Origin of the sequence: Exiguobacterium sp. s34 (genome assembly GCF_018617435.1) — a bacterium.
GTDB lineage: Bacteria > Bacillota > Bacilli > Exiguobacteriales > Exiguobacteriaceae > Exiguobacterium > Exiguobacterium aestuarii.
In genome coordinates, this window is record NZ_JACSKE010000010.1 from 1 (window position 1) to 20,156 (window position 20,156).

The 20,156-nt window shown below is 47.8% G+C and carries 19 protein-coding genes and 2 tRNA genes; all 21 read right to left on the reverse strand.

Annotated features, from left to right (window positions below):
- Positions 1-342: 342 nt before the first annotated feature.
- Positions 343-1,833, reverse strand: coding sequence for a lysine--tRNA ligase (lysS, locus tag KNO87_RS14875; RefSeq protein ID WP_214796684.1), 1,491 nt, complete (start codon positions 1,831-1,833; stop codon positions 343-345).
- A 148-nt stretch (positions 1,834-1,981) separates the two neighbouring features.
- Entirely contained in the window at positions 1,982-2,920 is a 939-nt protein-coding gene (gene dusB, locus KNO87_RS14880; RefSeq protein WP_243834802.1) for a tRNA dihydrouridine synthase DusB, read from the reverse strand.
- Between the two features lie 70 nt (positions 2,921-2,990).
- Entirely contained in the window at positions 2,991-3,488 is a 498-nt protein-coding gene (folK, locus tag KNO87_RS14885) for a 2-amino-4-hydroxy-6-hydroxymethyldihydropteridine diphosphokinase (RefSeq protein ID WP_214796682.1), read from the reverse strand.
- The gene (gene folB, locus KNO87_RS14890; protein ID WP_214796680.1) at positions 3,485-3,850 is read right to left on the reverse strand and encodes a dihydroneopterin aldolase; all 366 of its coding nucleotides are present in this window, start codon (positions 3,848-3,850) and stop codon (positions 3,485-3,487) included. Before folB ends, folK begins: the two co-directional genes overlap by 4 nt.
- On the reverse strand, positions 3,843-4,628 hold the full coding sequence (folP, locus tag KNO87_RS14895) for a dihydropteroate synthase (protein WP_214796677.1): 786 nt from the start codon (positions 4,626-4,628) through the stop codon (positions 3,843-3,845). Before folP ends, folB begins: the two co-directional genes overlap by 8 nt.
- Positions 4,629-4,639: 11 nt before the next feature.
- The gene (locus KNO87_RS14900; protein WP_214796675.1) at positions 4,640-5,458 is read right to left on the reverse strand and encodes an aminotransferase class IV; all 819 of its coding nucleotides are present in this window, start codon (positions 5,456-5,458) and stop codon (positions 4,640-4,642) included.
- A complete protein-coding gene (pabA, locus tag KNO87_RS14905; RefSeq protein ID WP_214791125.1) occupies positions 5,442-6,026 on the reverse strand; it encodes an aminodeoxychorismate/anthranilate synthase component II in 585 nt (194 codons plus the stop codon). The genes KNO87_RS14900 and pabA overlap by 17 nt, the downstream gene beginning before the upstream one ends.
- The gene (locus KNO87_RS14910) at positions 6,023-7,402 is read right to left on the reverse strand and encodes an anthranilate synthase component I family protein (RefSeq protein WP_353047467.1); all 1,380 of its coding nucleotides are present in this window, start codon (positions 7,400-7,402) and stop codon (positions 6,023-6,025) included. The genes pabA and KNO87_RS14910 overlap by 4 nt, the downstream gene beginning before the upstream one ends.
- 94 nt (positions 7,403-7,496) lie before the next feature.
- Entirely contained in the window at positions 7,497-8,450 is a 954-nt protein-coding gene (gene cysK / locus KNO87_RS14915) for a cysteine synthase A (protein ID WP_214791126.1), read from the reverse strand.
- 84 nt (positions 8,451-8,534) lie between these two features.
- Complete coding sequence (hslO, locus tag KNO87_RS14920; RefSeq protein WP_285800652.1) at positions 8,535-9,464, reverse strand: Hsp33 family molecular chaperone HslO; 930 nt, start codon at positions 9,462-9,464, stop codon at positions 8,535-8,537.
- A 19-nt stretch (positions 9,465-9,483) separates the two neighbouring features.
- Entirely contained in the window at positions 9,484-10,248 is a 765-nt protein-coding gene (locus KNO87_RS14925; protein ID WP_214738347.1) for a type III pantothenate kinase, read from the reverse strand.
- Between the two features lie 93 nt (positions 10,249-10,341).
- Positions 10,342-12,366: an ATP-dependent zinc metalloprotease FtsH gene (gene ftsH / locus KNO87_RS14930; protein WP_214791134.1), complete on the reverse strand. Its 2,025-nt coding sequence runs from the start codon at positions 12,364-12,366 to the stop codon at positions 10,342-10,344.
- A gap of 105 nt (positions 12,367-12,471) precedes the next feature.
- Positions 12,472-13,017, reverse strand: coding sequence for a hypoxanthine phosphoribosyltransferase (gene hpt, locus KNO87_RS14935; RefSeq protein ID WP_012727721.1), 546 nt, complete (start codon positions 13,015-13,017; stop codon positions 12,472-12,474).
- Between the two features lie 35 nt (positions 13,018-13,052).
- Positions 13,053-14,279, reverse strand: coding sequence for a tRNA lysidine(34) synthetase TilS (gene tilS / locus KNO87_RS14940; RefSeq protein WP_214796673.1), 1,227 nt, complete (start codon positions 14,277-14,279; stop codon positions 13,053-13,055).
- Positions 14,280-14,347: 68 nt separating this feature from the next.
- Positions 14,348-14,419, reverse strand: a tRNA-Glu gene (locus KNO87_RS14945).
- Between the two features lie 9 nt (positions 14,420-14,428).
- Positions 14,429-14,505: transfer RNA gene (locus KNO87_RS14950), tRNA-Met, on the reverse strand.
- A gap of 142 nt (positions 14,506-14,647) precedes the next feature.
- The gene (locus KNO87_RS14955; RefSeq protein ID WP_214796670.1) at positions 14,648-17,260 is read right to left on the reverse strand and encodes a YhgE/Pip domain-containing protein; all 2,613 of its coding nucleotides are present in this window, start codon (positions 17,258-17,260) and stop codon (positions 14,648-14,650) included.
- A 203-nt stretch (positions 17,261-17,463) separates the two neighbouring features.
- Positions 17,464-17,979 carry a S1 domain-containing RNA-binding protein gene (locus tag KNO87_RS14960; RefSeq protein ID WP_214791141.1) on the reverse strand — a complete coding sequence of 172 codons (516 nt, stop codon included), beginning with the start codon at positions 17,977-17,979 and terminating at the stop codon, positions 17,464-17,466.
- 74 nt (positions 17,980-18,053) lie between these two features.
- Positions 18,054-18,428: an FtsB family cell division protein gene (locus KNO87_RS14965; protein WP_214791143.1), complete on the reverse strand. Its 375-nt coding sequence runs from the start codon at positions 18,426-18,428 to the stop codon at positions 18,054-18,056.
- A 42-nt stretch (positions 18,429-18,470) separates the two neighbouring features.
- Complete coding sequence (locus KNO87_RS14970) at positions 18,471-18,743, reverse strand: RNA-binding S4 domain-containing protein (protein WP_214791145.1); 273 nt, start codon at positions 18,741-18,743, stop codon at positions 18,471-18,473.
- The gene (gene yabN, locus KNO87_RS14975; protein ID WP_214796668.1) at positions 18,740-20,155 is read right to left on the reverse strand and encodes a bifunctional methyltransferase/pyrophosphohydrolase YabN; all 1,416 of its coding nucleotides are present in this window, start codon (positions 20,153-20,155) and stop codon (positions 18,740-18,742) included. Before yabN ends, KNO87_RS14970 begins: the two co-directional genes overlap by 4 nt.
- Between the last annotated feature and the right edge of the window lies 1 nt (position 20,156).

Sequence of the window (20,156 nt, forward strand, 5' to 3'; positions counted from 1 at the left end):
GACGAAGCTTGCGCTTCATTCAAAAATTGTAAAACTTATTTTTGCCTCATCGTTCAGTTTTCAAAGTTCGTCTGTCGCTCTTGGCGACTCTTAAAATAATACAAGTCATCGACACAGTTGTCAACCACTTTTTTTATTTCTTTCCGCTGCCATCAGCGGCAACGTTTATTACTTTACCGCACACCTTTCATTAACGCAAGGGTTTTTTATAAAGTTTTTTCAAAAAAGTTTTTAAGTGAGAGGGTTCTTCTGTTTTAATGCCTATTCTATAAGGCTTCATATACAAAAAAGAAAAGAGGAGCCAGTTTGCACATACGTACAAACTGGCTCCTCAACCATCATTTATTGTTGGTGACGCATCGTAGGGAAAAGAAGAACGTCGCGAATCGATGGTGCATTCGTCAATAACATGACAAGCCGGTCGATCCCGATTCCAAGTCCACCTGTTGGCGGCATTCCGTACTCAAGCGCCTCAAGGAAGTCGTTATCGAGTTCATGGGCCTCGTCGTTACCTGCTTCTTTTTCAAGCAATTGCGCTTCGAAGCGTTCACGTTGGTCGATTGGATCGTTCAACTCCGTGAATGCATTCGCGTGCTCGCGACGAACGATGAACAATTCAAAACGATCTGTGAAACGCGGATCGGTTTCATTCTTCTTCGCTAACGGCGATACTTCAACCGGGTGTCCCGTCACAAATGTTGGTTGAAGCAATGTTTCTTCAACTTTTTGCTCAAAGAACTCATTGACGATATGACCGAACGTCATATGATCCTGAACTTCTACGCCATGCTCTTTTGCAAGGGCACGTGCTTCTTCGTCGGACATTTGCTGCCAGAAGTCGACACCTGTTTCTTCTTTAACAAGGTTCACCATGTGTGCACGTTTCCATCCGATCCCGAGATGGATTGTATCTTCACCATATTGGACATCCGTCGTACCGAGTACTTGTTGTGCGACATGAGCCACTAATTCTTCCGTCAAATCCATGATGTCGTTGTAATCTGCATACGCTTCATACAATTCAATCATTGTGAATTCAGGGTTGTGACGTGTCGAGATCCCTTCATTACGGAAGACGCGTCCGATTTCGTATACACGTTCAAGTCCACCAACGATCAAACGTTTTAAGTGAAGTTCAATCGCGATTCGCATGTAGAGTTCCATGTCCAACGCATTATGATGCGTCAAGAACGGACGTGCCGCTGCTCCACCCGCAATCGTGTGCAACATCGGCGTTTCCACTTCTAAATATCCTTTTTGGTTCAAGAAGTTACGGATTTCAGAAATGATACGACTACGCAAAATGAACGTCTGACGTGAATCCTGGTTTGTAATCAAATCAAGATAACGTTGGCGATAGCGCTGTTCCACATCTTTCAATCCATGATATTTATCCGGAAGCGGGCGAAGCGCCTTCGTCAAGAGTTCAAACTCTTCCACATGAATCGAGAGTTCACCCACATTTGTTTTAAAGAGTTTCCCTTTGACACCGACGATATCACCGAGGTCTGATGATTTGAACAAGTCAAACGGCTCATCCCCGACATCATTTTTCCGAACGTAAATTTGAATCTGACCCGTCACATCTTGAATGTGGGCAAAGAATACTTTCCCTTTCCCACGCTTCGTCATGATCCGACCGGCTAACGTGACTTCTACGTCCTGTTCTGCCAAAGCCTCTTTTTCAATTGATTCATACTGTTCATGTAATTCACCTGCGTGCGCAGAACGATCAAAGCGGTGACCGAATGGGTCAAGACCGCGCTCGCGCATATCGGTCATCTTCTCAAAACGAACCTGCATTTGATCATTCATTTCTAACTCGTGGCTCACTATTCCATTCACTCCTCTATCCATATTGGGTTTATCCCTAACAAAAAACTGTCGACCCGATGGCCAACAGCACAGCCGAAGCCGTTCATTCGTTGTGGTGCACTTTTTCGCCAAACAAGCTTACCATAAATTAGTTCTTTTCTCTAGTTCACACTTCTGACAGTTGTCGTTCGAGTTGATCAACAAATCCATACAGGACCGCTGCGAAAGCCTCGCGTGATTCCGTTTCATTGATTTGTTTACGAATCGGACCACTGCCTTTCAGTCCTTTCAAATACCACGCCGCATGTTGACGCATTTCACGAACAGCCGTCAGCTCACCTTTAATTGCGCTCAATCGGTCGAGGTGCAACATGCAAATATCAATTTTTTCACGAGCTGCTGGTTCCGGTGGAAGTTCTCCTGTTTCGAGGTACTGAACCGTCTGATAGAGCATCCACGGGTTCCCAAGTGCAGCGCGCCCAATCATAACGGCATCCACACCGTATTGGTCAATGACACGCTTCGCGTCTTGTGGTGTGGCGATATCACCGTTCCCGATAATCGGTACGGTTGCTACTTTCTTCGCTTCACCAATCCAGTCCCAGTTCGCAGTTCCTTCATATTGTTGAGCTCGCGTACGTCCATGAATGGCAATGGCTGCCGCCCCACCTGTCTGAGCCGCTTTGACATTGTCCAAAATAAAGATGTGATCATCGTCCCAACCAAGGCGCATTTTCACCGTGACCGGTTTTTCGACTACATTCGTGACGGCATTGACCATCTCATACACTTTATCCGGATCAAGTAACCACTTCGCACCTGCATCACATTTCGTTACTTTTGGCACAGGACAACCCATGTTGATATCGATAATGTCCGCATTCGTATTTTGATCGACGTATTGTGCCGCTTTGACGAGTGTGTCTTTAGAGCCACCAAAAATTTGCAAGCTGAGCGGTTTTTCTCGTTCATCGACATAGAGCATGCGCATCGTCCGAGCATTCTCTAGTAAAATCCCTTTATCACTAACCATTTCGGCACACACAAGCCCCGCACCAAATTCTTTTGCAATCAATCGGAATGCCGGATTGGTCACTCCAGCCATCGGTGCCAGGACCGCACGGTTTTTAATATCTATATTTCCAATCTTAAAGCCTGTCAAGACAACACATCCTTCATTTCACCAAATTCGTGAGCAACTGTAACCGAACGACATCTTGGCGGTCTACCATCGGTAAATCTACTAGCCACGATGCGACTGTTCGTCCTCGGACGACGAGTTCTGGCGCAATCTCAGCTAACGGAGCGAGTACAAACGCACGTTCCTGCATCCGTGGATGTGGAACCGTCAAGTGTTCTGATTGTATATCTTCCCCATTATAAAAGAGGATGTCAAGGTCGATGGTGCGAGGTCCGTTTTTAAAGAGACGCTCTCGACCTAGTCGTCGTTCAATTTGTTGAAGCGTATCTAACAAGTCGGTTGCGGACTGATGAGTCTCTACTTCAACCACCATATTATAAAATGACGGTTGATCGGTATAACCGACAGGGGCCGTCTCATACACCGAAGATTGCTTTGTGACCGCAACTCCCATTTTCCCCATTTCATCAATCGCGGCAGACAACTGCGAAGCCCGCTCACCAATATTCGCTCCTAGCGCGATATAAATCATGACGTTCGTCTCCTTGTCATCTCGATCGCCACCGAGTCGTAATGTCCTGGAATTGGTGGGTCCGGCTTAATTACTTTTACCGTAACACTTTGAATCAAATCATGATGTGCCAACACAGCCGTCGTGATTCGTTCTCCAAGTGTTTCGAGTAAATTGACCGGTTCCCCCGTCACGATTTCTTCTGTGACTTGATATAACCCCGCGTAGCTGACCCCATCCTGTAAATTATCTGACTTCCCAGCAGGGGCAAGGTCCAATTCACACATTAAATCCACGTGAAACCGTTGACCGAGACGGTTCTCCTCTTCAAATACACCATGGTATCCATAAAATCGCATGCCGTTCACAAAAATCTTATCCATGTCCGTTCCCCCTCATCATCGCATCCATCATCTTCGCTGCACGCATATTCTCTTTCACGTCATGGACGCGTACCCACTCGCACCCTTTCATGATGCCTAGACATGTCGTCGCAATCGTCCCTTCAACGCGTTCTTCGGTTGGTAAATCGAGCGTTTGGCCGATAAACGATTTACGAGACGTGCCCAGTAACACCGGATAACCAAGACGCGTGATCACATCGAGGTGATTCATGAGTTCTAGATTTTGCGCCACGTCTTTCGCAAATCCAATTCCTGGGTCTAGCCAAATATCCTCGTCTTTCACGCCCGCTGCGTGAGCAATCGCAATCGATTCCTTCAAATCATTAACCACGTCTTCCATAAAATGATGATAGTCCCGATTTTCTCGGTTATGCATCAAAATAATCGGAGCATGATATTCAGATGCGACACGCGCCATCGACCGATCTCCCCATTTTGAGCCCCACACATCATTAATGATTGCCGCGCCTGCTTGTAATGCCGCTCTCGCCACTGCTGGCTTATATGTGTCAATCGAGATAGGCACATCAATTTCTTGTACTAATCGTTTGATGATTGGGACGACACGCTCAATTTCTTCTTCCGCAGAAACGAGCACCGCGCCGGGTCGCGTCGATTCACCACCGACATCGATCGCATCCGCTCCTTCTCTTACGAGTTGTTTTGCATGGCGCACAGCTTCTTCGATTGCCGTATACCGCCCTCCATCTGAAAACGAGTCCGGTGTCACGTTTAAAATACCCATGATTTTCGTCATGCTTCAGCCTCCTATCCAATTGAACGAACAAGTTCCGCCCACACTTCTTTAAATCGTTCCCCATCTTTACCAGGGTATCGGAGATTTCTGTAATGCGTCACCGGTGCGACTTGTTGAATCGAATTGGTCATCCAAATCTCTTTCGCATCGTTTAATTCATCAAATGTCACCGACCGCTCCACTACAGAGAAACAATCGATCAGCCATTGTCGCGTCACCCCAGCGAGGGCCCCGCTCGAAAGGGGTGTCGTATACAACACATCATCAGACCCGATCCAAAAGATATTCGACACGAGTCCTTCCACAACGTAGCCTTGTTCATCCGCAAATAACCCTTCCGCATCCGAGTCTTGTAAAGCCCGCTTCCCGAGGATATTGTTCATGTAGTGATGCGACTTTAAGCGAAAAGCTGCTTCAGGACGACTTCTTGGGAAAGGGATTGGTTCGACTCGCTTCTCCTGTGGCACAACTTCTGAGGAGAGCGGTTTGGCAATCAACGTGACGTTCGGGGTTTCATAACGCCCGGCATACAGACCGAGCGGTGCGACTCCTGCCGATACATTCAATCGGATATACAAGTCCGGAGATTCATTTTGACGGCACAAGTGCTGAATCGCCATCTCGATTTCCTTTTTCGTGTAGGGGAAATCAATCCACAACTCGTCTAGACTTCTCATCAATCGTTCCCAATGTGCATCGAACAAGAACGGGATGGCATGATACGTTCGAAACGTCTCGAACAAACCCATCCCATATAAGAATCCGTGATCCTCGACCGGAATCAATGCATCCTCTCGCTCAACAAGGTCCCCGTTATGCCAATACCACATGACGGTACTCCTCGATAAAGTTTCGAATCATCTCTTTTCCATGCTCGGTCAAAATCGCCTCAGGATGATACTGCACCCCTTCAATCGGGAGCGTCTTATGTCGAAGCGCCATGATTTCCTTCGTTTCCGTCTCCGCCGTGACCACCAAACACTCAGGTAATGTAGAACGTTCCACGGACAACGAATGATAACGGGTCACGATTGTCTGTTGAGGAATATCTTTGAAAATCGATTTCCCGTCGTGTTGAATCTTCGATGTTTTTCCATGCATAAGCCGCTCCGCATGGACGACTTCTCCTCCGAACGCTTGTGCAATCGCTTGATGACCGAGGCAAACACCTAAAATCGGAATACGACCTGCGAACGCTTGAATCGCTTCGACGCTAATGCCCGCCTCGTTCGGTGTACAAGGTCCCGGCGAAATGACAAGGTAACTCGGCGACAATCCCTCAATGTCTTGAATCGTCACTTCATCGTTTCGATAAACGACTAGTTCTTCGCCGAGCTCCCCAAAATACTGCACTAAGTTGTATGTGAATGAGTCATAGTTGTCGATGAGTACAATCATGTTGTTTCCTCCGTCATTTGCTTCGCCGCCCATAGCGCCTTCGCTTTGGACAGGGATTCTTCATATTCCGAGACTGGGTCCGAATCGATGACGATACCAGCTCCCGCTTGGACGTATGCAACGCCATCTTTCACGACCATCGTTCGAATGGTGATGTTGAAGACGAGATCATCGTCCCAACTTAACCAGCCATATGACCCTGTGTATAATCCTCGGCGAACCGGTTCAAGTTCTTCGATGATTTCCATCGTTCGAATTTTCGGTGCACCAGTGATTGTACCACCAGGGAACATCGCCGCGAGCGCATCCGCTCCTGACACATCATCACGAATGGTTCCTCGCACATTCGAAACGATATGTTGTACGTGTGAATACTTTTCAATCACCATCAATTCATCCACATGAACACTACCGTACGCCGCGACTTTACCGAGATCGTTGCGTTCCAAGTCGACGAGCATGACGTGTTCTGCTCGCTCCTTTTCATTTTCAAGGAGTGTGTTCGCCAATTGTAAGTCTTCGACATCGTCTTTTCCACGTGGACGCGTACCCGCGATCGGGCGCGTTGAAATGTCAGATCCATGTTTCTCAAGCAATAGTTCCGGTGAAGCGGAGACCATTGTCAATGCATCGTCTACAAAATACCCCATATACGGAGATGGATTCATTTGACGGAGCGTATCGTATACACGACGTGGGTCGGCGCGTAACGGTTCGGATTGGCGAACGCTCAGGTTCACTTGGAACACGTCACCTTCCACGATATAAGACTGAATTCGTTTGACCGCCTCGACAAATTCGTCCTGAGACATCGAGCGCGATCGCTCGACAGAGAATTGTTCCGTCGGTTTGAATGCGTAGTGTGATTCGACATTCCACATGGCTGCCAATCGATCGGCCTTACGTTCGGCATCGCCTTCTGCTGTGACCATCAAGTAAAGAGTCGAACTTTCTTCGTCGAACACAGCCACTTCGTCAAACAAAAGGAAAGAAACGTCCGGCGTCGATAAATCATCTTCTGCCTGTTCAGGGAGCCGCTCAATCGTCCGGGCTACATCATAACTGACATAGCCGATCATGCCACCGAAAAACGGGGGCGCTCCTTCCGGTCGTTCGGCCTCGAACCGTTGCCGCACTTCACTGACCAAATCGAGCGGCTTTCCATACAACGTTTCAGTCGTTTCTCCTACCTGTAGGAGACCGACACCATCTTTTACATGGAAGCGACCGAACGGTTCGATTCCCGCAATCGTATATCGTCCTGCCCTCCCACTTTCTAGCCATGCATGGTACGGCTGGTCTGCTGTCAACGTCATGTATGCCTCATACATCTTTTCTTTTGTCATCCGCTTCGTTCTGAACGCTGTCGATCTCACTTGTCATTCCTCCGTCTATTCATTCATGCCTTTTATTGTACACAAGAAAAGGCAGCAACCGAAAGAGAATGTCTCTCGATTACTGCCTGAAATGTTATACGCGACTCTCGTTTGATTCTTCATCAAATTGATAGAGTGGTGTGCTCAAATAGCGTTCGCCATTTGACGGGATAATCGCTAAAACGTTTTTCCCTTTGCCGAGGCGCTTCGCCGTATCAAGCGCCGCTGCAATCGCAGCCCCTGAAGAAATCCCACCGAGGACACCGTTCGTGCGCGCCGCTTGGCGAGCGTATTCAAACGCCTGATCTGTCGTGATTTGAAGGACACCCTCATAGATTTCAGTATCAAGAATAGACGGGACGAATCCAGCACCGATGCCTTGAATCTTATGAGGTCCTGGTTTCCCACCAGACAAAACTGGTGAATCAACCGGTTCAACTGCCAAAATTTTCACGTCTGGATATTTCGCCTTCACAACTTTACCGGCACCAGTGATTGTACCACCTGTACCAACGCCTGCGATGAGAGCATCCACTGAAAGTCCTGATTCCTCAAACGCCTCTACAATCTCAGGTCCCGTCGTCATTTCATGCACGTTCGGGTTCGCTGCGTTGTTGAATTGTTGTGGAAGGAAGTAACCATTTTGTTCGGCTTCTTCAGTAGCACGACGAATGGCTCCACCCATGCCTTCAGATCCCGGTGTCAAGATCAGCTCGGCGCCATATCCACGAAGAAGGTTGCGACGCTCCATGCTCATCGTCTCAGGCATAACGAGAATAGCTTTATACCCTTTCGCGGCACTGACCATAGCTAAACCAATTCCTGTGTTTCCGCTTGTTGGCTCGATGAGTGTATCACCAGGCTTTAAGATTCCGTCTTTTTCAGCGGCTTCGATCATCGCGAGGGCGATCCGGTCTTTGACACTTGACCCTGGGTTCATATATTCAAGCTTTAGATACACATCGGCATCTTCTGGTCCAGTCATTCCGTTCAACTTCACAATCGGGGTCTTTCCAATCAAGTCTGTCACTGAGTTTACGATTCGCATTACATTTCCTCCTTCATAATTCCGACTATTCCGATATTGTTATCATACCCTATCGAATTGAAAATATGCAATTTGGAACGTTGCTTACGATTGTGCCTGTTCTTTCATTGTTTCTAACTGCTCAGCTGAGAAATGATACTTTTCACCACAGAAGTGGCAAACCGCTTCAGCTCCGCCGTCTTCTTCGATCATTTGGCGAATCTCTTCTTTGCCGAGACCGACGATGGCGCTTTCCATTCGTTCACGGCTGCATGTGCAGTTGAACTGAATCGGATTCGTGTCGAGCACATCAAGGCTATCGCCGAGGAGTAATTGAAGCATTTCTTCTGGTGTTTTTTCTTCACCAATTAATACAGATACCGATGGGAACGTTTGAAGTGCTTTTTCGAGCGCTTGTACCGTTTCTTCAGAAGCGTTCGGCAGCAATTGAACGATGACTCCACCTGCCGCAAGAATCGATTCATCTTCTGGTAAGACGAGAACACCTGCTCCAACCACTGATGGTACTTGTTCAGATGTTGCGAAGTAGTACGTGAAGTCTTCACTGATTTCACCTGTTTGAATCTCTGAAGAACCGCCGACGTAGTCTTTTAACCCTAAGTCTTTAATGACCGAGACCGTTCCTTTACCGACCGCATCGCCGACTTTCAGCTTCGTCAGTCCTTGCTCGTTGACGAACGTCCCGCCATCGACACGAGGATAAGATACGTATCCACGGACATCTCCTGCTGTATCTGCGTCTACGATGATTTTCCCGATTGGACCATCACCTTCAACTTTAAGCGTGACGCGCGCTGCACCTTTTTGCATCGCTCCGATCATCGAACCGATTGTCATCGTCCGTCCAAGAGCTGCTGAGGCAACCGGTGTCGTCTGATGACGAAGTTGTGTTTCGTACACTGTCTTTGTCGTACGTGCTGCAAATGCGCGCACTTCTCCATTAAAGCCGAGGGCTCGAACGAGATAATCGTCTTTCATTTGATCGAGTAATACTTGTTGTTCTGAATGAATCATATGTGTTAACTCCTTTAGTTTACTTTTGATTGCGCTCGTAAATGAGACGGAGACCTTCGAGTGTCAGGAACGAATCTACATGGTCAATCGTTTCTGCATGTTCACTGATCAATCGTGCCAATCCTCCAGTCGCAATGACGGTCGCTTCACCAACTTCACGCTTCATGCGATTCACGATGCCATCTACTTGGGCCACATATCCATAATATGTTCCCGACTGCATCGCTTGAATCGTATTTTTCCCGATAACCGTTGGCGGGGTTGCCAGTTCAATCCGTGGTAATTTCGCAGCACGCTGATAGAGGGCTTCCACTGAAATCATGATACCCGGTGAGATGATGCCGCCGTGGTAGCGACGCTTCTCATCGATGTAACAATACGTCGTTGCCGTTCCAAAATCAACAATTATGAGCGGACCGTCATACTTGGCGATTCCGGCAACCGCGTTGACAATGCGGTCGGCCCCGACTTCACGTGGGTTCTCGACGTGAATGTCTAACCCCGTCTTCACACCTGGACCCACAACGATTGGACGTACATTGAAGTATCGTTGTGACATTTGTTCAAGTGGGAAAATAACAGGAGGCACGACAGAAGACAAGATGACACCTTCGACTTGATCGAATGAGACGTTCGAATGATCAAACAGCGACTTCACTAGCATGCCATATTCATCAGTCGTTTTCGTCCGATCCGTAGAGATTCGCCAATGGTGCACGAGGTTGTCACCATCGTACATCCCGAGAACAATATTTGTATTTCCAACATCAATCACTAAAATCATGATATAGTTCCTCACTTTGTTGTCAATTGCAGTTCGCTCGAATTATAACACGAAAAAAGACGAATGCCTCGTCAAGGGCATTCGTCTCATTCATTAACGTGATTCGTTATTCGGACGTTCCGTTGGAGTCGCCTCTGGCTTATCGCCTTCAGGTACGACATCCGGTTGGCTGTCTTGAACAACTTCAGGTTGATCGACGACTTGTCCGTGTTGAACGGCCGCGTCATCTTTCTTCGCTGCGTCATCCGAGTCCGTTGATGCATCCACGTCTTCTTCCGGCTCATGCGGGAGATATTCGCGTGTCTTAATCAAGTGACGAATCTGTTTCGAGTCAAGCGTTTCGACATCAAGTAATGTCTTCGCAACGAGCTCGAGGTCTTCGCGACGTTCCGTCAAGATCTGCTTCGCTTTCGCATAGCAGCGGTTGATGATTTCGCGAATCTCTAAATCAATCTCTTGGGCGATCGCATCCGAGTAGTTTTGCTCCGTCTGGAAATCGCGACCAAGGAATACTTGTCCACCATGGTTTGAACCGAGCTGGAGTGGTCCGAGCTTATCGCTCATCCCGTAATCCATGACCATCTTACGCGCAATACCTGTCGCACGCTGGAAGTCGTTGCTCGCTCCTGTCGACACTTCACCAAAGATGACATCTTCGGCGACACGTCCACCAAGAAGGCCGACAATCTTGTCTTCGAGTTCAGGTTTTGTCATGAAGTAACGATCTTCTTTTGGAAGCATGACGACGTATCCTCCTGCGTTACCGCGTGGGACAATCGTCACTTTGTGTACTTCATCCGCATTCTCGAGCTCGAGACCGATGATCGTGTGACCCGCTTCGTGATAAGCGACAATGTTACGTTCTTTTTCAGAAATGATTCGGCTCTTCTTCGAAGGTCCTGCAATGACACGGTCAATTGCTTCTTCGACATCGACAACCGAGACTGCCGTACGGTTTGAACGTGCCGCAACGAGTGCCGCTTCGTTCAAGAGGTTTTCCAAGTCAGCCCCAGAGAAACCTGGTGTACGTTGTGCGATCGACTTCAAGTCTACAGTTGAATCAAGTGGTTTGTTGCGTGCATGAACTTTCAACACTTCTTCGCGTCCTTTTACATCCGGACGGTCGACCGTGATTTGACGGTCAAAACGACCTGGGCGAAGGAGGGCTGGGTCAAGGATATCCGGACGGTTTGTCGCCGCAACCATGATAATCCCTTCGTTGTCACTGAATCCATCCATCTCAACGAGCAATTGGTTCAATGTTTGCTCACGTTCATCATGACCACCGCCGAGACCGGCACCACGTTGGCGTCCGACCGCATCGATTTCATCGATGAAGATGATACATGGAGCATTCTTTTTCGCGTTTTCGAACAAGTCACGGACACGTGACGCCCCGACCCCGACGAACATCTCAACGAAGTCCGAACCTGAGATCGAGAAGAATGGTACTCCGGCTTCCCCGGCTACTGCACGGGCCAAAAGTGTTTTACCTGTCCCTGGAGGACCAACGAGCAAGACCCCTTTTGGAATACGCGCACCGAGTTTCGAGAACTTACGAGGATCTTTCAAGAATTCAACGACTTCGATGAGTTCTTGTTTCTCTTCGTCTGCTCCGGCCACATCTTGGAATGTGACACGACGTTTTTCTTGGTCGTATAGTTTCGCCTTCGATTTCCCGAAGTTCATCACACGACCACCGCCACCGCCACCTTGCGCCTGGTTCAACAAGAAGAAGAACAAGATGAAGATGATAATGAACGGTAGAATCGCGAAGACGATGCTGAACCAGCTACTGTTCGATTCAGCCTCTTCGATTTGAATATCCGTATTCGCTCGAAGCTGCGTCAATACATCCGCATATTCAGCTTCATTCGCTGGAATGTTTGTTTCGTAACGCTGGTCGTCATCTCCTGTAAGATCGCCTGTAATCGAGATAGCCCCCGGGATTTCTTGTACGGTTGCCGTCTCAATCCGATCATCTTCCACATATTCTAGGAATTTCGAATACGAGAGCGTTTCACTCTGACTATTCGGATTCTGCAAATATTGAAGGAACAAGATCAAGGCTAGGAAAATCACACCAAAAACCAATGTGTTTTTCACTGCACGATTCATTCTCTGCCTCCTATTCCGAGAAACGATGTTCTCGCCCATTCAGTATATGCCTATACTTTGGGGATTTCTTTTATCTTACCACGACACATTTTCAAAAGAAAAACGTTAGCCCCCGTAAACGCTCGGTTTGAGCACACCGACGTAAGGAAGGTTACGATATTTCTCTTCATAATCTAAACCGTAGCCGACAACGAATTCGTGTGGAATCACGAAACCGCTATAGTCTGCTGATAAACCATTTTTACGTCCTGTCGGTTTGTCGAGAAGCGTGACAATCTTCACAGATTTCGCTTTACGGTATTTGAGAAGATCGACGAGATAGCCAAGCGTCAACCCACTATCAATAATATCTTCTACAATCAAGATGTCGCGTCCTTCTACAGATGTATTTAAATCTTTTTCGATTTTCACTTCACCTGTTGAAGAAGTACCTCCGTGATACGTCGATACGTCCATGAAATCCATTTCGAGATGGATATCCATTTCTTTGACGAGATCAGACATGAACGGCATTGCGCCTTTCAATACACATACGAGAAGCGGAAACTCTTCTTTATAGTCTTCGCTAAGTGTTCCAGCGAGTTCTTTCACCTTTTCTTGAATCTCTTCACGCGAGATTAAAATTTTCTCCATATCGTTCATTAATGACATCTTGAAATCCTCCTCTTTCTGTTTCGACACAATCATCATTTTACCATTAATCGTAGGCAAATCGCATCCGACTTGTCTAGAAATTCTGAAACTCTTACCCCGACAATCGCGAGAATTCGTCCTGACGCGTCTTCAAGTAAGGGCAACGTCGGGCGAACCATCCGCTCAATCTTTTCGTCGATTAAGATGCGGGCTACTTTTTTTGTCCCTACGGCCAATCGCATCCGATCACCTGGTGCGATCGACCGAATCCTGAGGGGATAGGTGATCTCGTGTAACGGAATGCCTTCCCTTCCCTCTTCGATGGATAAAGAGATTGTCCGTCCTCCAAATTGAACCACGGTCGGCAACGAATCAATCTGAACGGGATGAAGTGAGTCTGGCGCAGAACGCTGTACAAGGTTAAGTACCCCATTCCGCTTCGTCATGAACCACTCTCCTGTCAGGTGATAGGTTCCGGTATCCTTCTGACTCTGAAGTAGCTTCTCCATCGCCTCACTGACATTCAACTCGTAACGAGAGGATAATAATCGACCGACCGTATATCGTTCCAGACATGGTAAACGCCCAAAATCCTCGAGTTTCACATGAAACGCTTTCATTTCGAGGGCCACGTATGCTTCAATCCATTGCTCACACGACTCATAACGCGCATCCCAATCGGCACGGGCCAGTTTCGCCACTTCGCTGACCTCTTCCACAATCGACGGCCATATCTGTTTCAGGCGCGGCACGATCTCATGACGGATCCGATTCCTTAAGTAGGTACGCTCTTGATTCGTAGCGTCTTCTCGCCAATCCAGTCCATTTTGTTGTGCATACTCAATCAATTGAGCTTTCGACTCTTGTAACAATGGGCGGATGAGTGTGCCGTTACCAAATTGTCGAGTCTCGGGAATACCTTTCACTTCGATCATGTTTCGATGTAGTTGAATGAGCACCGTTTCCAACTCGTCATCTGCATGGTGTGCTGTGGCTAACGTATCATATCCGTATTTGTTCATGATATCTTCGAAAAATTGATAGCGAGCTTCCCGATACCGTGCTTGCGACCCGCCCTCTTGAAAATGGAGACGCGTCCCATGAAACGGAACATGGTAGGTTTCCGCGACACGGGTGACAAATGTGTACTCTTCGTCCGACGCTTCACGTAAGCCGTGATGTACATGTGCCACCGCGACATCCCATCCCCGCTTGACGAGACGATCTAGCAAGACGATGGAATCCACCCCACCAGACACTGCGACGAGCACTTTTTTCATGAATTCCCTCCTTGATATAACAAAAGAAGCCATCTCGTTTGAGATGGCTTCTTTTCGCTTAGGCTAAGTGACCCGTACGGGATTCGAACCCGTGTTACCGCCGTGAAAGGGCGGTGTCTTAACCACTTGACCAACGGGCCTAAATAAAATGGTAGCGGCGGAGGGAGTCGAACCCACGACCTCACGGGTATGAACCGTACGCTCTAGCCAGCTGAGCTACACCGCCATGTTATTGTTGTGTCCTAAGCACATTTTCTATAATAACCAGTCACCATTCGAGTGTCAATTCTTTTTTGAAATTTTTTTAATAAAAAAATCGTGCATAGTGTCGTCTTCATCACTATACACGATTTCATTACGTTTTTACATCATGCTTCTGATGCAACTTGGCGATATTTTTTCTTCCATGCGATTCGGAAGTACGCCCACAGTAACGCGAAACATCCAGCAGCCACAAACGCTAAATACATTGTCGCTGTCTGCAAATATTGCGCACCGTCTGCCGACAAGATTTCTTTATATCCAGCAACTGTATACGTCATTGGAAGAAGCGCATTGAACGGTTGTAACGCGCGTGGAATCAATTCGAGCGGGAACGTTCCAGCAGAAGTCGTCAATTGCAAAATCAACAAGACGATTGCGACGAAACGTCCTGGGTTCCCGAGTGTCGTCACGAGTAACTGTACGATAAAGAGGAAAGTGATACTCGTCAACCAACTGAATCCGAAGAATTTCAATGGTTCGTTCACTTCGAGCCCTAATAGTTGTACCATTGCCACATCCAAAATTAACGCTTGAAGGAATCCGACAACCATGAGCACACCAGACTTCGATAATACCCATGATAGACTACGTTTCGGACGGCCCGCCGGATCATACAATGGATAGACAATTGATAAGAGGAGCGCCCCTACGAAAAGTCCGAGTGACATGAAGTATGGAGCGAATCCAGTACCGTAGTTCGGCACCTCATGAATCGAGTTGTCGACGAGCGACACCGGACCAGCCATCATCTCGACATTGTCATCTGTCAATCCGATGTCTGCATCTTTCGCACCTTTTACTAAAGCGTCACGAAGTTCATCGCTACCTGATGCGAGATCTTTCATTCCGTCCGCAAGCTCTCCACTACCATCTGAAAGCTCTTGTCCACCGTCCGCGAGCTGATTTGCACCATCCGTCAACTTGCTTGTTCCGGCTCCGGCACTCTTCGCACCATCGGCAAGTTCACGACTCCCGGTTTGAAGTTTCTGTCCACCGTCCGCTAATTGGTTAGCACCACTCGCCAACTCACTTGTTCCAGAGCTCGCACTCTTCGCACCATCAGCAAGTTTCACACTTCCTTCAGAAAGCTGTCCGGTAGCAGCTACAAGTTTGTCACTCCCTGTTGCAAGTTCGGTTGTCCCCGCTTGAAGCTGTGTCGCACCTTGATTGAGTTGCGCACTAGCTGATACGAGTTCCTGTGAGCGGTCGGCTGCCGTTTGCGTCCCTTGCTCGATTTGACTAGAGCCACTCGCTAACGCTCGAGCCCCTTCCGCCAACTTCGTCTGACCCATATTCAATTCAGAAAGTCCTGACGAAAGCTTTCCTGCACCTGCTTCTGCTTGCGAAAGACCTGCAGCTAAAGAAGTTTGTCCATCCTTCACTTGTGTCGCACCAGCAGCTAATTGATCAAATCCAGCCGCTGTCGCTTGTTTACCTTCGCTTAATTGCGCAGCGATGGCCTGAAGCATCTCAGGTGACGCGGATTGACCAGATTCGGCGAGCGCCGTCAATTGTCCAATCAACTCATCTTGTTTCGTCGTCAACTCGGATTTCATTTGTCCGATTCCGTTGATCACTTCGGTTTGACCCGCGACAAGTGCCGCATTCCCGTCTTTTGCTTTCGTCAAGGCACCCGCCAGTTGGTTTGCACCGTCAGTTAAGGCAGACGCCCCTTCACTTGAGCGCTCGATGCCTGCAGCGAGGTCTTGAACACCTTGATTCAATGTTTTCGCACCTGTGTGCAATTCATCCAATTTGGACGCGAACGTTCCTGTCCCTTCGACAAGTTGGCTCGTTCCGTCTTGTAAGGCAGATGCGCCGTCATTCACGCGATGCACCCCATCCGACAACTCGGATGACCCGTTATATACTTGCTGACTTCCATCCGCAAGTGCCGATGAACCTTCTGCCAACTGAGTCACACCGTCATTCAACTGAACTGCCCCGTTCGCGAGTTCACGCTGTTTCGAGGCGAGGAGTTTTGTTCCGTCCGCAAGCTCAGATGAGCCATCCGCCAACTGGGTTATCCCCTCATTTAACTGGACTGCCCCATCTGCGAGTTCGCGTTGCTTCGAGGCGAGTAGTTCTGTTCCATCTGCCAATTTGACGGCACCGTCTTTCGCTGAAGTTGAGCCGTCTGCAAGTTTCGTCGCACCGTCTGCAGCCTCACCGAGTCCATCTGCCACGTCGTTCAGCCCATCTTTTAACGCGCTGACATACTGTTTCGACACCTCGGTCGACAGTTCGGCTTTCACTTGTTCCATTGCGGAACCACCGATTTGTGCGGCTAAGAAGTTATACGATTCATTTGCGATATACTTCAATTCAAGCTGCTCTGGATTTTCATCTAGCGCAGTCGTCGCCTTCTCTGAGAAGTCTTTCGGAATCTCAATTGCCATGTAGTAGTCATGATCTTTCAATCCGGACTCCGCTTCTTTCTTTGTCGTCTCGACAAATTCAAATGCCTCTGAATCTAGTAACTTGTCAATCAAATCTTCCCCGATTGCAAGTGACTCCCCTTCAAAGGTTGCCCCTTTGTCTTCATTGACGATGGCGACCGGTAAGTCTTTCATCTGTCCGTACGGATCCCAGAAAGCCCACAAGAACATACCGGCATACATTAACGGTACGAGTGCGACTGCGAGAATCGGAACCAACACACGTGGGTTCTTAAAGATACTCCGCCACTCCGCCGTCCATAGTTTCCATCCATTCATTTTTTCTCTCCACCTTCACTTATAAAACATAACTATTTTTTCATGTTCCCTATTTTGCTCTCTTCCTTTAAAAAAATCAACTATATTTAGTTATTTTTTATAAATTTTTTAAAACAAAAAAAAGCCGTGAACAAAAATGTTCACGACTTGTCTTGTTACAAGACCTATATGGTTACGAGTAGAAGCTAATTGGTATCGAAGGATTACCCGCGTTTGGCTCCACGTCCACCGCGTTTCGAATCTGTTTGACGTTTCAACGTCGAAAGACGCTCATCACTATCTTTCAAAAATTTGCTCATCAACGTATCGAATGTTTCTGGTTCACGACGTTGTTCACCACGACGAGCGCCGCCACGTGGGCCGCCACCGCGTGGACCGCCACCACCGCGCGGACCGCCTTGACCTGGGCCACCTGGACGTGGGCCACGAGAGAAACGCTCACCGGCTGGACGCTCTGGACGTTCAGGGCGTTCACTTACAGGACGATCGACTGCTTTCTTGATGGATAACCCGATTTTCCCATCATTTTCGACGTTCAACACTTTTACCGTGACTTCTTGACCGACTGTCAACACTTCGTTAATGTCTTTGACGTAAGAGTCTGCCACTTCACTGATGTGTACTAATCCTGTCTTGCCGTTTGGGAGCTCGACAAACGCTCCGAAATGCGTAATCCCTGTAACCTTACCTTGTACCTTGCTTCCTACTTCAATTGACATAAAATAATGTACTCCTTTTTTGATTGATTCTTTTCAATTATACGAGTCGTTTCCTCAACGGTCAACGAACCGACTTATTCCTCAGGGGAGAAGTAGAAAATAATCTCGCCATCTTTGGAGAAGAGGAGCTCGTTTCGCGCTAAGTTCGCGATATAATCCTCATCCTGCAAACGTTCCACTTGTTCCTTCAACTCATCTTGCTCAGCTTTCTGTTCGCTTAACTCCACTTTCGCTTGCGCATAAGCTTGTTGTTGGTCCGATACATAGCCTACCTTTGAAAAGTAACTTTGTCCAATCAATACCATGACAAATAAAAATAGGAGTGAGGCTGCCGCCAAACGACGTCGAAGATGAACTCTTCGGCGATGTGTGTCTTTTTCCAGCTGTTCTCTACGCTCATCTAGCGCTCGAATGCGCCGTTGTCGATCCATCGGGTTACGTCCGTTCATCGCCTCATCCCCCTCCTCTTAATACATTAAGTATACTTTTTTTTACGAGTCGATACTACCGTCCATCTTCTCTTCTTTAAGTAAACGATACATTTCTTTCGCATCTTCTTTGCGTGCATGTTCCGCAATGGAATCAATAACGATTGTGACTAGTTTGTTTCCGAATCGAATTTGCAACTCATCTCCGACTTTGACATCGGTGCTCGCCTTCGCAACTTGTCCATTGAGCTGAATCCGCCCTTGATCCGCTACTTCCTTTGCCAGTGTACGTCGCTTGATCAAGCGAGATACTTTCAAAAATTTATCTAATCTCATAAACCTTTCTCCTTTGCCTCGTTCCAAAGAGCATCCATCTGTTCGAGTGTCATCTGCTGAAGCTCACCATTCGCTTCTATATACTCGAATCGACGTTTGAACTTTCGGTTCGTCTGTTCTAACGCCTGTTCGGCATTTAGCCCAACATATCGCGCGATATTGACGATGGAGAACAATACATCGCCAAGTTCTGATTCGTCACCAAGTTCCTCATGCCATTCGTTCAGCTCTTCTTCCAATTTTTCGAAGGCGCCCGATACGTCATCCCATTCGAATCCGATTTGGGCAGCTTTCTTTTGAAATTGTTCAGCCCGCATTAATGAGGGTTGGTCGACGAGCACACCATCGAGATGCGATTGTTTCTTTTCCCCTTTTTCGGCTTGTTTAATCGTATTCCAATTTTTCACCACGTCGGAGGCATCTTCGACCGTGACATCTCCGAAGACGTGAGGGTGACGGCGTACCATCTTCTCACTGATTGCCCCGATCACATCACGAATATCAAAATAACCTTCGTCCGCACCGATTTGGGCATGTAACATGACCTGAAGTAACACGTCACCAAGTTCTTCGATGATTGCATCATCATCTTCTGCATTGATCGCTTCGATGAGTTCATACGCTTCTTCTAGTAAGTACTTGCGAAGCGACTCATGCGTTTGCTTGCGGTCCCACGGGCAACCTTCTGGTCCACGTAGTGTAGCGATGATTTGTTTGAGCGTTGCAAAATCTTTTGCCAAATAGGCTTCATCCGTGAGTGGCGGAACATAGAGCGTCGTCAAGTTGTTCACTTCTGCCATACGGTCCATCTCGAACAACGGGATGTGTTCGATTCGCTCTTGAGTTGTCCCTGCAGCTGTCACGAGGGTAACGGGATGCTCATCCGGATAACGTTCCATCAGTTGCACTTTTACATCTCCCGCTACAAATCCATCGTACACTTGTCCAATCAAGACATGCTGTGTCACTTGAAGACGTTCGAGGTCAAGCGCAGTCGCATCCAACAACTGAAATCCATTGATTGGATCGATTTGAAGTGCCTGAAACATCGCGTCTAGAAAACTTTGCCCGCCCAGCACATGAAGATCCGCTCCGCGTTCCACCAAAAGTTCGACAGTCCGTTCGGCGACGAACGGATGACCTGGTACGGCGTACGTGATAGCCATCTCTTCACTCTTGTTCATCAACGTCTCGACAATTTGATCGTACACGTCTTCAAACGTATCACTCGATTCATAAATCGAATCAAACGACTCGAACACAAGCCCTTCTGACTCCAATTCACTTACGACTGGATGTTCTTTCGTTCGCAACCAAACGAGCGGCTGCTGTTTCAAATGGCGGTACACACCGAGCGGCAATTGATTCAGCTCACCAGATCCAAGACCGACCACTGTGATTGTATAACCCATA

Coding starts and splice junctions, on each gene's coding strand:
- hpt (WP_012727721.1), bottom strand. CDS start 13,017: ATGTCATTAATGAACGATATGGAGAAAATTTTAATCTCGCGTGAAGAG.
- yabN (WP_214796668.1), bottom strand. CDS start 20,155: ATGGGTTATACAATCACAGTGGTCGGTCTTGGATCTGGTGAGCTGAAT.
- KNO87_RS14970 (WP_214791145.1), bottom strand. CDS start 18,743: ATGAGATTAGATAAATTTTTGAAAGTATCTCGCTTGATCAAGCGACGT.
- folB (WP_214796680.1), bottom strand. CDS start 3,850: ATGGATAAGATTTTTGTGAACGGCATGCGATTTTATGGATACCATGGT.
- folK (WP_214796682.1), bottom strand. CDS start 3,488: ATGATTTATATCGCGCTAGGAGCGAATATTGGTGAGCGGGCTTCGCAG.
- KNO87_RS14960 (WP_214791141.1), bottom strand. CDS start 17,979: ATGTCAATTGAAGTAGGAAGCAAGGTACAAGGTAAGGTTACAGGGATT.
- hslO (WP_285800652.1), bottom strand. CDS start 9,464: ATGATTCATTCAGAACAACAAGTATTACTCGATCAAATGAAAGACGAT.
- tilS (WP_214796673.1), bottom strand. CDS start 14,279: ATGAAAAAAGTGCTCGTCGCAGTGTCTGGTGGGGTGGATTCCATCGTC.
- pabA (WP_214791125.1), bottom strand. CDS start 6,026: ATGATTGTACTCATCGACAACTATGACTCATTCACATACAACTTAGTG.
- KNO87_RS14965 (WP_214791143.1), bottom strand. CDS start 18,428: ATGAACGGACGTAACCCGATGGATCGACAACGGCGCATTCGAGCGCTA.
- KNO87_RS14925 (WP_214738347.1), bottom strand. CDS start 10,248: ATGATTTTAGTGATTGATGTTGGAAATACAAATATTGTTCTCGGGATG.
- KNO87_RS14955 (WP_214796670.1), bottom strand. CDS start 17,260: ATGAATGGATGGAAACTATGGACGGCGGAGTGGCGGAGTATCTTTAAG.
- ftsH (WP_214791134.1), bottom strand. CDS start 12,366: ATGAATCGTGCAGTGAAAAACACATTGGTTTTTGGTGTGATTTTCCTA.
- KNO87_RS14900 (WP_214796675.1), bottom strand. CDS start 5,458: ATGTGGTATTGGCATAACGGGGACCTTGTTGAGCGAGAGGATGCATTG.
- cysK (WP_214791126.1), bottom strand. CDS start 8,450: ATGCGAATCGTAAACTCAGTGACAGACTTGATTGGAAAGACCCCGATT.
- dusB (WP_243834802.1), bottom strand. CDS start 2,920: ATGGCTGGAGTGACCAATCCGGCATTCCGATTGATTGCAAAAGAATTT.
- folP (WP_214796677.1), bottom strand. CDS start 4,628: ATGACGAAAATCATGGGTATTTTAAACGTGACACCGGACTCGTTTTCA.